The 15,068-nt window shown below is 67.2% G+C and carries 11 protein-coding genes; 9 read left to right on the forward strand and 2 right to left on the reverse strand.

Features of this window, described 5'->3' with window-relative positions; translation table 11 throughout:
- Nucleotides 1-8: 8 nt before the first annotated feature.
- A complete protein-coding gene (locus AC5RVV_RS10735) occupies nucleotides 9-2,870 on the reverse strand; it encodes a PKD domain-containing protein (RefSeq protein ID WP_494001383.1) in 2,862 nt (953 codons plus the stop codon).
- A gap of 293 nt (nucleotides 2,871-3,163) precedes the next feature.
- Here AC5RVV_RS10735 and AC5RVV_RS10740 point away from each other — a divergent pair, with 293 nt between their 5' ends.
- From AC5RVV_RS10740 to AC5RVV_RS10765, 6 genes are all read left to right on the forward strand, one after another.
- Nucleotides 3,164-4,036, forward strand: a complete 873-nt coding sequence (locus AC5RVV_RS10740) for a hypothetical protein (RefSeq protein ID WP_494001384.1) — start codon at nucleotides 3,164-3,166, stop codon at nucleotides 4,034-4,036.
- Nucleotides 4,037-4,080: 44 nt separating this feature from the next.
- Nucleotides 4,081-5,433 (forward strand): O-antigen ligase family protein, encoded by a 1,353-nt coding sequence (locus AC5RVV_RS10745; protein WP_494001385.1) that lies wholly within the window; start codon nucleotides 4,081-4,083, stop codon nucleotides 5,431-5,433.
- Complete coding sequence (locus AC5RVV_RS10750; RefSeq protein ID WP_494001386.1) at nucleotides 5,430-6,668, forward strand: hypothetical protein; 1,239 nt, start codon at nucleotides 5,430-5,432, stop codon at nucleotides 6,666-6,668. Before AC5RVV_RS10745 ends, AC5RVV_RS10750 begins: the two co-directional genes overlap by 4 nt.
- A 7-nt stretch (nucleotides 6,669-6,675) precedes the next feature.
- The gene (locus tag AC5RVV_RS10755; protein ID WP_494001387.1) at nucleotides 6,676-7,527 is read left to right on the forward strand and encodes a sulfotransferase; all 852 of its coding nucleotides are present in this window, start codon (nucleotides 6,676-6,678) and stop codon (nucleotides 7,525-7,527) included.
- Between the two features lie 95 nt (nucleotides 7,528-7,622).
- Nucleotides 7,623-8,366 (forward strand): hypothetical protein, encoded by a 744-nt coding sequence (locus AC5RVV_RS10760; RefSeq protein ID WP_494001388.1) that lies wholly within the window; start codon nucleotides 7,623-7,625, stop codon nucleotides 8,364-8,366.
- Nucleotides 8,363-9,298, forward strand: a complete 936-nt coding sequence (locus tag AC5RVV_RS10765) for a glycosyltransferase family 2 protein (protein WP_494001389.1) — start codon at nucleotides 8,363-8,365, stop codon at nucleotides 9,296-9,298. The genes AC5RVV_RS10760 and AC5RVV_RS10765 overlap by 4 nt, the downstream gene beginning before the upstream one ends.
- On the opposite strand, the gene AC5RVV_RS10770 is transcribed toward AC5RVV_RS10765, so the two are convergent.
- On the reverse strand, nucleotides 9,273-10,283 hold the full coding sequence (locus tag AC5RVV_RS10770) for a sulfotransferase domain-containing protein (protein WP_494001390.1): 1,011 nt from the start codon (nucleotides 10,281-10,283) through the stop codon (nucleotides 9,273-9,275). The genes AC5RVV_RS10765 and AC5RVV_RS10770 overlap by 26 nt on opposite strands.
- 380 nt (nucleotides 10,284-10,663) lie before the next feature.
- Between AC5RVV_RS10770 and AC5RVV_RS10775 the strand changes: the two genes are divergently transcribed.
- From AC5RVV_RS10775 to AC5RVV_RS10785, 3 genes are all read left to right on the forward strand, one after another.
- Nucleotides 10,664-12,322 carry a P-loop NTPase family protein gene (locus tag AC5RVV_RS10775; RefSeq protein WP_494001391.1) on the forward strand — a complete coding sequence of 553 codons (1,659 nt, stop codon included), beginning with the start codon at nucleotides 10,664-10,666 and terminating at the stop codon, nucleotides 12,320-12,322.
- 15 nt (nucleotides 12,323-12,337) lie between these two features.
- Nucleotides 12,338-13,981, forward strand: coding sequence for a lipopolysaccharide biosynthesis protein (locus AC5RVV_RS10780; RefSeq protein ID WP_494001392.1), 1,644 nt, complete (start codon nucleotides 12,338-12,340; stop codon nucleotides 13,979-13,981).
- 145 nt (nucleotides 13,982-14,126) lie between these two features.
- Nucleotides 14,127-15,038 carry a glycoside hydrolase family 26 protein gene (locus AC5RVV_RS10785; protein WP_494001393.1) on the forward strand — a complete coding sequence of 304 codons (912 nt, stop codon included), beginning with the start codon at nucleotides 14,127-14,129 and terminating at the stop codon, nucleotides 15,036-15,038.
- Nucleotides 15,039-15,068: the final 30 nt, after the last annotated feature.

Consider the following 15,068-nt stretch of genomic DNA (forward strand, 5'->3'; position numbering starts at 1 on the left):
TGCTGCCTCTATGGCGTCGCCGGGCGTATCACAATGGTGCCCATCACGGCGTTGGCGGTGGCGCTGTCAGCGGTAGCGGTCAGGCCACCGGCCCTGGTACCGGAAATCGGGCCGTTGCTGTCGGCGACCAGCCAACTCAGGTGTCCGGTGCCCGTCCCGGCGCCGGTCTGGCGGACCGTCACGCCCGCAGGTGCCGTCCAGGACGTCGTCGAAGCGGTCTTATCCGCCCAGTACGAGAGCACCCAGTCACCGGCCGCGGCAGTCATCACCGGAGTGGTGTGGGTTGCCCGGCTCACGGTTTCCCGCTCGAACCCGAAGGACGCGGCACTGACCTGTGCCCCGCGGTAGGCCGAGACCACCAGCGAACCACGCGCCCAGTCGGCCGTGCGTACCGTCACCGTCGCCCCGGCATCCTGCGCCGTGGCAACCTTCGAGTACAGCACCGAGCGCATGGACGTCGTCCCTACCTCCGCAGCCAGGGTCCACCCCGCCGGCGGCGTCAGGCCGACCGTGGCCGAGTTCGCCGAGAACGCCGCGACCAGCACGTCGCCGGCCGCTACCTGCGCCGGCAACTGGACGCTGTGGTTCATGGCCGAGCCGGTATTGGAGCTTGCCACCGAACCCACGAACGCAACCCTGGCAGAGGGAGGCGGCTGCGAGGAACCCGATACGGTCACCGTCCGGGTCACCGACGCGGTTGCACCGGCGGCATCCGTCACCGTCAGGGTCACCCCGTAACTGCCAGCCGCGGTGAAGGTGTGCGAGAACACCTCGCCCGTGGCCGAAGGTCCGCCCGCGACCCGCCAGGCATGAGATGCGATCGTACCGTCAGGATCGGATGACCCCGAGCCGTCGAAGACGCAACTCAACCCGTTGCACTCCGCCGTGAACGACGCGACCGGCGCCTGGTTCTGCGGCGGAGCGGACGTGCTGGTTCGTGCGATCAGCGACCGGGCGGCCCAGTTGGCGCCGTCCAGGCCCGGGCCGCTGACCGCCGCGGTGGTGCCGGACACCCGGCCATCGCGGCCGACGGGTTCGGTCCAGTTCACCGCATTGAGGTTGCCGTTGGCGGAGGCCCAGTACAGGGTGTTTCCGGCCAGGAACATGCCGCTCACGTTGCGCCAGTCCACGCCGGCGGCTGCGCCGGTGATGACGTGCTGCTGGGCGCCGATGGTGCCGGTGTCCAGTTCGAAATACCGCATGTACAGGTTGGGCTGGCCCTGGACGGTGTAGTACATCCGTCCGTTGGAGTAGAACAGGCCGGTCATGCCCTGCAGCTCCTGGCCCAGGTTGGCCAGTTTGTAGCTGGAGGTCTGCCGGCCGAACGTGGCCAGGTCGGTCCTGTCCAGGTTCCGCAGGTTGACCTGCTCGGCCGCGCCGATCTGCGTTCCGTTGAAGGACCGCTTTTCCATGGTCCCGTTGGCCATGGCCAGGTAGAGCGAACCGCCGGCCACGAAGCCGCCGCGGACATTGGCCCAGTCCACGTTGCCGGAGGGCACCCCGGTGACCGGAGTGGCCCTGCGGCCGTCGAAGTAGACCTGCTGGACAGCGCCGGATCCCGACTTCAGGACATCCACGGGAAGCCGCGGTGCGCTTGCCGTAGCCGCCGCATAGCCGCCTGCCAGCGGGAAATGCGCGATTCTGGCCCGGTACTGGGAGTTGGCGATGCGATCGGTGTCGGACCCGACCCACAGGCCGGTGGCCGTGGCCAGCAGGTCGAAGACTCCACGACCGCGGTCACGTCCGGGATTCCACGCCAAGGCCATGCCGTTGGCGGAACTGATGACGCCAATGCCTTCGCGGACTTCCGCACCGGGTCCCGCCGCGTCACCCACGAACGGATTGTTCGTCCAGCGGTTGTGCCCGCCGAAGTAGATGTGCGCGCCGACATGCTCCAGGGCATAGATGCTGTCGCCGCCGACCCAGTTGATCCAGGTCGGGTCGAGCTGCTGGCCGGAGGCGGCGGTGTCCCAGCGCGCGATGCTGTCGCAGAGGCTGGGCGGACCGGAGCCATAGCCGCCAAATGTCGAGACTGCCAGGTTTGACCCGTCCGGGGCGAAGTCCAGATCGTTCACATAGTAAGCCCGCTGGAAGTTGCAGCGGGCATCGTAGCGGTCCGTGTGCCAGTTTTGGTCCACCGTAGCAGTCGCACCGGCGAGATTGATTTTCGCGATCTGGTTTCGATCCGCCCCGTTGACGGTGGCGAAGTGCCCGGTGATGAACATGGTGTTCCCGTCCGGGGTGGTGTCGAACTTGTGCACGAAGACGTTGATCCCGGCGTCGCCGGTGCCTGTCGCGCCGCCGACGAATTCGAAGTTCACGGTGGGACGCAGCGCGCCGGACGATGCATCCAGCTCGGCTAGCTTGCTGCGTTGCTGCCCGCCAATGCTGTCGAACTCACCCCCGATGAACAGCCGGTTCCCCACCAACTTCATGTCGTGCACGACCGAGTTGATCTGCCCCGGATTGAAGCCGGTGACGCGGGCCCCGTTGCTCACCGAGAGCCTGGTGACCTTCTGCACGCTGGCCCCGTTCAAGGTTCCGAACTGCCCGCCGACGTACACGGACTGCCCGTCCGCGGATGCCACCACGCTGCGGACCGTGCTGTTGAAGTCCGGTGCGAACGAGTTGCTGATCGCGCCGGTGTTCTTGTTGAACGCGACGATGCGGTTGCGGACCAGTTCCGGGCCTCCCGTGCTCGCCTGCACCCGCGTGAACGAGCCGCCAAGGATGATCATGTCCCCCGCTTCCGCGATGGAGAACACGATGCCGTCGAGCACGTGCGGCGTGTAGTTGACCGGGTTTGCCCGCACCACCTGGGTGTGGCTAACGTCGGCGGCCACGGCCGCCCCGGGCGTTGCCAATCCCATGCCGGCGACCAGCAGTAGTCCCGTAAATATGGATAAGAGTCTTCGCATTGTTTATTCCTGTTCTCCCCCGTTTCCGCTTTCGCGGCGGAATAGCTGCGGCCCCTCATTCGGTATCCCGGACATGCAAATCGGGATCAAAGAAAAGACCCTAGGCTGCACCAATATTGCCGGGGATCAAACAAACGGGAAACACTCGGCGGGGGCCTGCGGCTACCAGTTCTTCTTCCGCACTACTCGAATTCCCCTTGTCCGCTACGGGTCGAATACCCGGTCTTTCCCACCCCGGTAACGGTGTGGGGAAGAGTCGGGTATTTGAAACCTTTTTCTTCCCACATGAAGGCCATACGATCGGGTCAGCTTCGTTCCCCGGCGCGTTGGCTCCGGGGTACGCCAGCCTCGTTCTTGAGGTTCATCTGGGGGGAAGAATGAAACGAACGATGGCCCGTGGCTGTGCCGCGCTCGGCCTGGTTGTGGCCTTGTCCGCGTGCAGCGGTGGTGCCGATCCAGCGGCGGCCGACCTGCCCACCGTGGGCGGGAGGGCAAGCGGGACTCCGGCCAAGGCAACACAGCCCGGCAGCGGCAACAAGGAGGAGGCGACGGCGAAACCGTCGCCCTCGGCCACGGCACATGCCGCCAAGAAAAAAACGCCTGACTCAGCCGCCAAGAAGGACAAGCCTGACGCTGCCGCCCCAAAGGATCCACTGGCTGAACTCGACCTCAACGACCACGGCAACCTGCCGGCGGAAGTCGGGGAGGCGGGAGTGCTCGGCGAACCAACCGGCAAGAAGTTCGCCGAGATGGAGGCCAGTGAAATCCAAGCCGATTTCACGTGCACGGCGGACACCGCCCTGCCGAGCATCAACGGGCAATTCGTTGCCATCCATTTCTCGGTGAAGGCCCACCCCGAGCTGCCCGAATCCGGCTGGCCCTATTTCGCCATGTCGGTGCACGACTTCCGTGCCTGGGACGGCGACGGCGAACAGGTGGTGGATCCAGTCGGCAACAGCGCGGGCTGCGTGCCCGAGGCCGATCTACTGCCCAACCCGGTGAATCCCGGCGGTGACGCCGAGGGGCTGATCATCCTCGATGTCCCGGAGGGCAACGGCTCGGCTTCGTTCCGGATGGGCGGCTTCGAGGGCGCTTACGGCTGGGAATGGTCCTGGTAAATAACGGCACAGGGGGCATCTTGATGTTGGGGGCAAAAAATCGGGTGGCGCTGCATGCGTGGCCCTTCGTGCTGTTCTTTGCCGGTTTTCCCGTGTGGTGGCTCCTGGGATTCGGGGTGCTGGGTTTCCTGCTGATGGCGGCTCCCCTGGGCTATCACCTGCTGCGACGGCGCGCAGTGCTGCTCCCGCACGGTTTCGGGATCTGGTGGTTGTTCCTGGCGGTGGCTGCCATCGGCGTCGTCGTGCTCTGGATTCCCGTCCCCGGGCTGCTGCCCGAAGAAGGACCCGTGCGCCTCCTGCCGTGGGCCTACCGCATGGCGTGGTTTGTGGCGGTAACCATCGTCATGCTTTACATCGGCAACACCTCCGAGCGGGAACTTCCCCGCAGGCGCATCGTGCTGCTGATGGCATGGATGTTCGTCATCACCGTTCTCGGCGGATATGCCGGACAGTTCCTGTCGCGGCTGGACTTTCCGTCACTGCTCGAGGCGGTACTGCCGGCCCAGCTGGCCTCGAACGCGTTCCTGAACGGCCTGATCCACCCCGGCCTGGCCCAAGTGCAGGGCATTCTGGGATTCGACAACCCGCGGCCGAAGGCACCGTTCGAGTATGCGAATTCCTGGGGCGCAAACTTCGGCATGTTCCTGCCGTTCTTTATGCTCTCCTACGCGTACGTGCGGAATTGGTGGCAGCGCGCGCTCTGGGCCGCGGTATTGGTGGCTTCGGTGCCGCCGGTTGTCTTTTCGCTCAACCGCGCGCTGTGGCTCGGTCTCGCCGTCCTGGCCCTGGCGGCCGGGATACGGATGGCGGTGCGCGGCAAAGTGGTGGTTCTCATTGCGATGGCCGCCGCATTCGTGGCCGCCTTGATGGCGGTGCTGCTGACTCCTTTGGGCTACCTGGTGCAGGCACGCCTGGAAAATCCACACAGCAACCAGGGCAGGTTCAATCTGGCCAAGCGAAGCATCTCCACCATGCTGGAACATTCGCCCGTCATCGGCTTCGGCGCCCCGCGGACCCAACAGAACAACTTCTACTCCATCGCGGCCGGCGCAACCGCCGATTGCAGCCAGTGTTCGCCGCCGCAGCTGGGCACCCAAGGCGCGCTCTGGTACCTCATCTTCTGCACGGGGGTACTCGGTGCGTTCCTGTTCCTCTGGTTCATCTTCCGGAGGTATTTGCCCTCGCTGCGGACACGCGACCGGGACTCGGCCGCCATGCTCTACGTCTTCCTCTTTTTCCTCTGCGTGCTGCCGTTCTACGACACCATCGCCGCCCCGCTGATGACCCTGATGATCGGCATCGGCCTGCTGTGGCGGCGGGAACTGGAGCAGCAGCCTCCGCCCCACCACCCTTTGGCCACCCGCCGGAAGCAGCCAACGAAAGAGCCGGTTTCATGAAAACAATCCGCAACAGCCCGGCGCTGGAGGACCTGGTGTCCACCGTGGAGCAGTTGTTCCCGGATTCGAGCGTCAGCGTCGGCCCCGTCGGGCCCGGACGGCACGCCTTTCGCCTGGTGCCCGGCCCGCGACGGCCGCGCCTGCTGGTGCCGGCCCACTCCAGGGCGGCGGCAGCAGACGCGGTAAACCGCCCCAGCGCCAATGACTCGTTCAGCCGTTCGGCGCAGCGGTGGCTGCTCGCCAAGCTGCTGGCGTCATCGGTCGGCGGGGCACTGATGCCCTACGGGCTGAACGTCACTCCCGGGTCCGGATCCATCAGCGACTACTTGGCCGACGTCGTCGGCGCCCCGGTGATGCTGTCCCTCTCCGTAGGCTCCGCGAGGGCGAACCGGAAACCGGTCTTGAACGTCCACACGGCAGACGGGCGGGAGATTGGATTCGCCAAGGTGGGACTCAACGGCTTGACGAACGCCCTCGTGGACCATGAGCACAGCGCGCTGCGCGCCTTGGCCAGTCACCGGTCGGCCTCTTTCGCAGTGCCCGAGGTGATTCACCACGGCAACTGGCGCGGCAACGCGGTCTTGCTGATGACCGCGCTGCGCGCCGACAGGCGGCGGGTACAGAACGGGGTCCCGGTTGCGGCGGCGGCCGCTATCGCTGCAACCGGTACCATCGGATCCTGCCCCGCCGAGTCGGGCCCTTGGTTCACCGGGCTGCGGCGGGAGCTGACGACGCTGCACGGCACGAGCGAGAGCGTGCTGCCGGAGCTGGCCGATGCCTACGGCGAGCGCTTTGCAGGCCTGGACGTGCCCCTCGGAGCGTGGCACGGCGACTTCGGCGCCTGGAATCTGGCTGCCACCGCCGGAGCGCCCCTGGTCTGGGACTGGGAACGGTACGCTCACGACGTCCCGCTGGGCAGCGACGTCGTTCATTACCTGGCCCACCCGGTGTTGCGGGCGGTCGACCAGATGGCCGCCGCGCGCAGCTCTCTCGGCGTCGACTGCCGTCCGGCGCTGGCACAGGCAGTCGCCCGCAGCGCCGGGCCGGACCCCGCCCGCGACCCCGCGGTACTGGACGCGCTGGTACTGGGCTACCTACTGACCATCACGGCCCGGTTCACTCTCGACAGCCTGACCCCTGACGGGGCTGCGGTCCGCCCGTTGGCACGCTGGCACCAGCGGGTGCTGGCGGACCGGCTGGAGCATCCCGCCCTCACCACCCTCGGCAAGAAATGAGAGACCGATGACCCTGACCGAACGGCTCAACGGTTCCGCCCGCGCTGCTGCACGTACCGCGGCCACGTCGGTGGGCCGGCTCAGCGCCGAATTCCGGATGCGTCCGTCATTCCTGATCGCCGGCGCCCAACGCTGCGCCACCACCAGCCTGTTCCGCATGTTGGTCCAGCACCCCGGCGTGCGCCCGCCGCTCCTCAACAAGGGCATTCACTTCTTCGACACCGCGGACCGGTTCCGGCGGGGGACGCGGTTCTATGCCGCACATTTTCCCCTGCGGCGCGCGCGAGGGCAGGAGATCACCGGTGAAGCCAGCCCGTACTACCTCTTCCACCCGCTGGCACCCGGACGGATCGCACAAGTGCTGGGGCCGGTCAAGATTATCGTGCTGCTGCGCGACCCGGCCGAGCGGGCGTTCTCGGCTCACAAGCAGGAGTACGGCCGGGGGTTCGAGACCCTTGGCTTCGCCGATGCGCTTGCGGCCGAACCGGGGCGCCTGGCCGGTGAAGAAGAACGGATCGTCGCCGACCCGGGCTATCAGTCGTTCGCGCACCAGCATCACGCCTACCGTGCCCGTGGCCGGTACGCGGCACAACTGGAGCGCATGTTCGACGCCGTAGGGCGGGAGCACGTACTGGTGCTGGACGCCGACGACTTTTTCCAGCCGGGGCTGCCGCAGTGGGACAGGTTGCTGGAGCACCTCGGGCTGCCGGATTGGCGCCCGCCCGCGGCCGTGCATTCCAATTCCCGTCCCAGCCGGCCGATGCCGGAGCGATTGCGCAGGCAGCTCCGCGACGATTTCGTTGACGACGACGAACGACTCGCCCGGCTGCTGGGCGTCACTCCGAGCTGGCGCAGATAGCGGTGGCCGACATGACGATTCAGGACCGACACCCGCACCGGCAGGCACGGCTCCGGCCCCCGGACCGTGGACATGGACTGAGGTATCGCGGCCTGATGCGCGACAACTGGCGGACCGGCTGCGCCGTTATTGCCGCCATGCTGGCCGCCGGACTGGGACTACATGCCGCCAAGGAACCCGAATACACCGCCCGCACCGACGTGGTGGTCGTGGCGGTCTCGGACCTGGCCCTCAGCGACGCCCTGGTCGTGGATGTTTCCATCGACTCCGCCGTCCAGTTGTTGCTCTCTGACCGGGTCTTGGGGCAGACTGCCCGCGGCTTGGACTACCCGGGAGGTACTGCCGGGCTGTTGGACGACGTCACGGTTTTGCCCGTGGTCAACTCGCGGATCCTGCAGCTCTACGTCTCGGCGCCCGAGGCGCGGACGGCGTACCGGGCCGTCGCCGCCCTGGCCGAAAACTTTCTTGAGGTCCGCAGCGAATCGCTCGCGGCGACCACCCGGGACCGGGCGGAAACAATCGCCGCCCAGAAACGGGTCATCGAGCGCAGCATGCACGACCGGTCGAGCACGGCCCCTGCGAACATTGCCGTGGGAGTCAATACGCTCAGCCGCCAACACGCGCAGCTTGAGGCAGAACTGACGGCGCTAAGCGTCCACGACCCGGAACCCGGCTACATCTCCCGGCCGGCCGTGCTGCCCGACCGCAGCAAGCGCGCCGGGCTCCCCACCACGATCGGGTCCAGCTTGGCGGCCGGGCTGGCCTTGGCCGCGGCCGTGGCTGCACGCGGCCAGCGCAGGCACGGACAAAGGTTTCCACACGAGGGAAGGACGTCATGAACACACCTACCGGGCTGGAGCTCGATGCAGCCGTCGACGTCGTCATAGCCACGCACAACCGGCCCGAACTGCTCCGCCAGGCGATCGGCAGCGTGATGGCCCAGGATTATCCCGGCGCCATCCGTGTGACCGTGGTCCACGACCGGTGCGCCGAGGACCCGGCCCTGGCCAGAACCGAACCCCGTCGCCAAGTCCGGGTGATGTCAAACCGGCGCACTCCCGGCTTGGCCGGCTCGCGCAACACCGGCCTGCTCGCCGCCGACGCACCGCTGGTGGCGTTTTGCGACGACGACGATGCCTGGCGTCCGGACAAACTGACGCGGCAGGTGCAGACCATGGTCGACCGCTCCGCCACCGCCTGTGTCACGGGCATCGAAGTCCACTACGGGGAAAAGCGGTTGGTCCGCATCCCCAACGTCCGGGAGATCACGGCCGGGCAGCTCACCGGCAGCAGGTTGACCGGAGCGCACCCGTCGACCTATCTCCTGCTGCGCGAGCACCTGCTCGAGAGAGTCGGGTTGGTGGACGAGGATCTGCCGTACGGCTACGGCGAGGACTATGACTTGCTGCTGCGCGCAGCCCAGCATGGGAAAGTGGCAGTACTCGGGCAGGTGGGGGCCGACGTGCTGTGGCACCCCGACGGTTCGTACTTTTCCCGACGCTGGGACGCGATGGCAGACGGCCTGGAGTATCTGATGGCCAAGCATCCGGCGATCGCGGCAGACCGCCGCGGCCGGGCGTGGATGCAGGGCCAGAGGGCGTTCGCGTTGGCCGCCCAGGGGAACAGCAGGGAGGCCGTGCGCACGGCGGCCGGGTCGTTGGCCGGCAGCCTGCTGGAGCCGCGGGCCTACCTTGCGCTGGCGCTGGTGCTGAAGCTGGTCAAGGCGCCGGTCGTGGTCCGGGCACTTAACGCCCGCGGCCGCGGAATCTGAGTTTCGCTCCGCTGCGCGCCGCGGCATAGGCGGCGCGCAGCGGGGCGCTGAGCACGGCGGCGATCCGCCGGTCCCGCACCGGCATCTGCCGCCGCCAAGCCTCATCCAAACGGATGGGCAGCGCGCCTGTGCGGAACCGCATCGGGTTGCCGGCCACGGTGTGATGGGCAGCGAGTTGCACTTCCGCGGGGCTGATGTGTTCCATCGCCGCACCGGCGTTCACGCCGGCGAACCGGAGGACATCGTGGACTGTTTCGCGTGGCCTGGCCATGAAATCCTCATAGTGCACGGTCATGACCGGTACGCGCAGCAGGGTCAGGGCGTGGAAGAGGACTCCATACAGGGTCCAGCGGGTGACCGCGGCAGCGGTCGAGTACCGGGGCATCAGCGCCTCCGCGCCCGTGCTCTCGGGACGCCTCACAACTTTGGCCCATGAGTACGCCACCCCGCGCGGGTCCCGGACCACCAGCACGCATCGAAGCCGCACGTTGGCCGCACGAAGCAAGTATGCGTACGCGGGATGTTTGCTGGAGTCGATGATGAGACCGGCACCGCTGACCTGGGCAATCGCCCCGTACAGGGAGTCAAGCCGGTGCAGGAGGCGCTCCCGGGCCTTCCTGCGGCCCGGCAGCGGCAGCCCGGACGCCAGCTCCGGCAGGAAGCGGTTCCGCACGACCGCGAAGCGGTCCTGAATCGCCTGCACGGAATCCACCCGCGGCCAGCCGCCGTAAGCAGCCTCGCCAACCTGCTGCCAGAAACCGCACTGGCTGAACGGCAGGCCGCAACCACAGAGCTCGTCGTCGCGCAGCCCCCGTTCCCACAGATGAAGCACTTCGCCCACGCCGACGGCGTCGGGGCATTCTGCCAGGCAACGTTCCAACAGGGTGGACCCGCTGCGGCCGAATCCACCGAGCATCAGGACCGCCGGATGTTGCCGCCCTTGCAGCGCGCCGCCGTGCTCCCCCGGCGCGGTGAGTGGCGCCATGCGGCGCACGCCGCTGTCCTCCCGCTTTGCCGCATCCACCCGCGGCTTTACAGCCGGCCGAGCACTTGACATGTTGATACCCATCACGACTCCCCCATGGCTGGAAGCCGTTCCCCGCGGCACGGCAATTGTGCCGGCCGTTCGCCCCCAGATTTGCCAATAATCACGGCGGCGTTGATTCCTGTCAAGGATTTCGGGGAAAGCATTGGCGCTATTGATGAAAGCGTTAATTTTTGCCCCAGCAGGCTATTCCACACGTTGTGGTTCTGTGCAAGACTGGGCACCACGCACCGCTTGGGGCATGAGGCGGGCGTTTTTGGGGAAAACTTTTGGGGGACGCCGGAGGCGGAAGCCGGCCGGCAAAAGTTGGGGGTTTAATCATGGACCATTCATCGGCGCGCCCAGCATTCTTTGGCCGTGCCATGCGCCGGCATTGGCTGTTGCTGCTGGCCGTGGTGCTGCTGGGGGTACTTGGCTCCGGAGCCCATGTTGCGGGCAGCGTGCCCAAGTATTCGTCGACCAGCGTTGTCTTCTTGGAACCGTTGTCGGGCAATCCCTTCTCGCCGGCGACGCCGCCGACGCGAAACGAGCAGCTCGCCGCGTTAACCACCGAGGCCGGGCTGGTCCACACGCAGGCCGTGATCGGACTCGCCAGGGAATCTGTCGGAGATGCGCTCGGCGAAGATGCCGGGCAACTCATCGCCACGGAGGTGCCGTCCAACTCCCAGGTGGTGCACATCACCTACACCGCTGACTCACCGGCCCAGGCCCAGTCCGTGGCCGGGGCGCTGGCCGAGGCCTACCTGCAGTACCGCAGCGACCGGGCCGCCGACGTACTGGAGGCCCGATCGGCGATGCACGATGAGCAGATCGCGTCCGCGACGCAGCTGCTGGACCAGGCCTCCGCCGCGCTAAACGAGGCGCGGGCCGCGGAAAAACCAGACCAGGCGGCCGTACTGGACCTCGAGCAGCAGGTCTCCCTGTACGCCAACCAGCTAGCGGAAATAAGGCTGGAGGCTTCGGACGCGCAGGCAGGATCCTTGGATCCCGGAGACATCATCGATCCGGCCAGCCTCCCCACCGTCCCTGACGGCGTGGACCCGCTGCTGATTGCCGGAGGGATAGTCCTTCTGGCCGTGGCGGTGGGCGTCGGGCTGGCCCTCTTGCGCGAGCATCTGCATCAGCGGATTCTTGACGGACCGGATCTTGTTGCCGCAGGAACAGGTCCGGTGCTCGGCACGGTGGAAGCGCTCGCGGCAGGGGGGAACGCGGAGGCCGCCTTGGACGACTATCGCCGGCTGAGCAACGCGTTGCAGCGCGTGACGTTCCTGCCGAACAACACCGTCCTGCTTGCCGGTCTCTCGGAAGGAACGGCGGCACGGCAGGTGTCCGAAGGGCTGGCGCAGGCGTTCGAGGAAGCCGGTCTCCGCACCGTGGTGGTGATGGCGGACGGCACGGCGCCGCTTGGTCGCAAGGCGTCCGCCCCCGGGCAGGACGGTGCAGCGGCCAGGGATGGCTTGAGCGAGCTTTTGAACGGCCAATGTCCACCGTCGGAAGCCCGGACGCTCCTGGTTCCGGTTTCCGAGCACGTATCGGTGCTGGAAACAGGGCGGGAGCCGCAACGCCTGTCGGCGCTGGTCCAGCACCGCGGCCTGGACACCGTGCTGGCCACCCTGCAGAACGCCTCGGATTTGGTGCTCGTTGTTGGACCTACCGCCGACTCGGCCACCGGTGGCTCGCTGATGCGCGCTTGCCGTGAGGCGGTGTTGGTCGCGGCACAGGGCCGGTCCACAGCCATGGAAGCGTCGGCGGCCCGCGAACTGCTGGGCAATGGTGGTGCCGCCATGCTTGGATCAGTGCTCCTCCGCCGGAGTTCCAGGCGGCGCAGGGCCACGCCGCCCCCGCCCGCGACCCGACGCCAGGAAGCGGCCAGCCTTGAACCGGTCCCGGTAGGGGGACCCGTCGATGGCGGGAGCACGGCCGACGGGCCAGGCTCAACGCAGGTCGGCGAGCGCACCCGGCCGCTCTCCCGCAGCTGACCGGTGGCGTCTTCCGTGTTCGCCAAGGGTAACGGGCGCGTCCGGCAGGATGACGACGACGGCCACGCCGCAGTCCGCCGGATAGCACGCTCCGGCAGTGTGAACATCCTGGGCAGCGGGATCTCTGCCGGGGCAAACTTCGTGCTCATTGTCCTGGTCTCCCGGCTCTGGGACTTGGAGACCGCCGGTTCCCTGTTCGCCGTGACGTCGCTGTTCCTGATTGCCTTGGCACTGTGCCAACTCGGCGTGGACCAAGGACTCATCCGCTCCATCGCGTGGAACAACGCTCGCTCCGAGAGCAGGCACAACCGTCGGTTGGTCGTGGAAGGGCTGCTGGCCGCCCTGGCCGCCAGCCTGGTCGTGATGGCCGCCGGCATGCTGCTGGCGGGGCCGCTCGGACAGCTGCTCGGAGGGGCGCCGGCGACACGGGACGTGATTGTGGTCTTCGCCGCCGCGCTGCCCATTGGCGCAACGTACGAGCTTCTGCTGGCCGTCTCGCGGGGACTGGCGCACATGCGGCCGACGATCGTCGTCGAGCGTCTGCTGCGCCCCTGCCTGCAGCTTGCCTGCGTCCTGCTGGCAGGCTTATCAGGTGCCGACGCCGTAGGGCTGGCTCTGGCCTGGACGGCGCCCTACCTGCTGGGACTGGTTCTCTCGGCCGCGGGGCTGCTGCGGATCCTGCGGGCGAATCCGGGCTCGCTCACCGGCACCTCGTCGGCAGCCGTCATCGACTGTCCCAGCAGCGCCAACGCTGCGCGCGCCGCATTTTGGAAGTTCACGATCCCCCGCGGCTTGGCCCGGCTGGCGCAGGTCGGGCTGCAGCGGGCGGACATCGCGCTGGTCACGGTGCTCGCCGGCCCGTCGGCCGCCGCGCTGTACACCGCCGTCACGCGATTCCTGGTGGTGGGCCAGATGGCCACCAGCGCGATGCAACAGGTCAGCGAACCGCAACTTGCGCGGCTCCTCGCGCGCGGGCGGCCCGACCAGGCCAAGATGGTGGCACGGAAGATGACGCTGTGGGCGGTCATGCTGACCTGGCCGGTGTACCTCTTGATCGCTGCCTATGCCGAATGGCTCCTGGAGCTGTTGTTTGGTTCCTCCTTCGCCCTCGCTGCCGGAAGCCTGCAACTGCTGGCCTGCGCCATGCTGATTGGCGCGGCCATGGGACCGCTGGACGTGTTGCTGTTGATGGCCGGACGGAGCAGCCTGTCGCTGATCAACGTCGCGCTGGCGCTGGCCGCCGATGTGGTGCTCTGCCTGTTGCTGGTCCCGGTGCTTGGCATCTTCGGAGCTGCGGCAGCGTGGGCCTCGGCGATTGTGCTCAAAAATGTCTTGTGCCTGATCCAGGTGCACCGGACGCTGCACATTGTGCCGGCCTCGCGGGAGGTTGTGGCGATGGCCGCCTTCCTGTTGCTGGTCTTCGGTGCGGCGCCGTGGCTGGCCGCACATGTGCTGCTGTGGCCGCCGGCGGTCCAGGCGGCGGTGCCGGCGGCAGCCGCGTTAATTTACGCCGCCGCGGTGTGGCGGCACAGGGCGTCGCTGCTGCGCGGGACGCAGATGCGGGAAGCTCCGGAGGCCGCCGCCGAACCGACAGTCACCCGAGAGGTCGGCCGGAGGCACGCTGTCAGCCCGACTAATGCGGCCACCCACCGGCTGTGAAGGCACACGCCGGAGGAGGATGCGGATGAGACGTCGTGTACTGCTTGTTGCATCAGTTGCTGCCGCAGTGTCCCTCCCCTCGTGCTCGCTGCCGTTTCCGCAGGCCGATGGGCGGGCGCAGCCGGCCTGCAACGTCCTGCTTGGCGTGGCCGCCAACCCGCTGCCGGGCCAGGACTGGGATGCCGCCCTGACCGATTTTGAGGCGGCGGCCGGACGGAACGTGGACGTGGTGCGCTATTACAAGCGAGGCCAGGAGAAGTTGTTCCCCGATGAGATCGAACGCGCACGCAGCAACGAATCGGGTCAAAACAGGATTCTTTTTTACAACTGGAAACCGGACGGGCTGACCTGGCGTCAGGTTGCCGACGGCGACGCGGATCATTTCCTTAACCGGTTGGCCCGCCGCCTGGCCGCGCACGCCAAGCAGCCGTTTTTCCTGTCGCTGAACGCGGAGATGGAAGACGAGGTCAACACGGACCCGGATTCCGGTCAGACTGCCGATGATTTCCGCCTGTTTTTTCGCCACGTCGTGTCGACACTGCGGTCCAACGGTGTGGACAACGTGGTGACGGTGATGAACTACACCGGTGCCGAAAAGTGGGCCATGAAAGACTGGTTCGGCGACCTGTACCCAGGTGACGACGTCGTTGATTGGATTGCGCAGGATCCCTATGCCTACCCCGAATCCGGCACCACGGACTTGGCGGGACTCGTCAACCGCTCGAGTGGCGGGGCCTGGCCTGGTTTCTATGACTGGGCGGTGGCAAACTACCCGGACAAGCCCCAGATGCTCGCCGAATGGGGTGTTGCGGCGGAACTTCCACCAGCCGGCGCCAAGGCAGACTTCTTCCGGAACGCCGCCGACGACCTCGCTGCACTGCCACAGTTGCGCGCGTTGGTGTATTGGAACCATTCCGGCCCTCACCAGGAAGACCATCTGGCGGTGGGTGACACCTCCATCGATTCGCGTCCGGAGGACCTGGCCGCTTTCCGCGAATTCATCGAAGACGGCGCACTGAATTCCCCTTCTGCATGCCGACTGGCGCACGAACAATGAGCCAGCGGGTGCGCAGCGCCGGCGAAAACA

Source organism: Arthrobacter sp. MDT2-34-1, from assembly GCF_059091365.1.

Coding starts and splice junctions, on each gene's coding strand:
- AC5RVV_RS10755 (WP_494001387.1), top strand. CDS start 6,676: ATGACCCTGACCGAACGGCTCAACGGTTCCGCCCGCGCTGCTGCACGT.
- AC5RVV_RS10735 (WP_494001383.1), bottom strand. CDS start 2,870: ATGGGATTGGCAACGCCCGGGGCGGCCGTGGCCGCCGACGTTAGCCAC.
- AC5RVV_RS10760 (WP_494001388.1), top strand. CDS start 7,623: ATGCGCGACAACTGGCGGACCGGCTGCGCCGTTATTGCCGCCATGCTG.
- AC5RVV_RS10750 (WP_494001386.1), top strand. CDS start 5,430: ATGAAAACAATCCGCAACAGCCCGGCGCTGGAGGACCTGGTGTCCACC.
- AC5RVV_RS10765 (WP_494001389.1), top strand. CDS start 8,363: ATGAACACACCTACCGGGCTGGAGCTCGATGCAGCCGTCGACGTCGTC.
- AC5RVV_RS10770 (WP_494001390.1), bottom strand. CDS start 10,283: ATGGCGCCACTCACCGCGCCGGGGGAGCACGGCGGCGCGCTGCAAGGG.
- AC5RVV_RS10775 (WP_494001391.1), top strand. CDS start 10,664: ATGGACCATTCATCGGCGCGCCCAGCATTCTTTGGCCGTGCCATGCGC.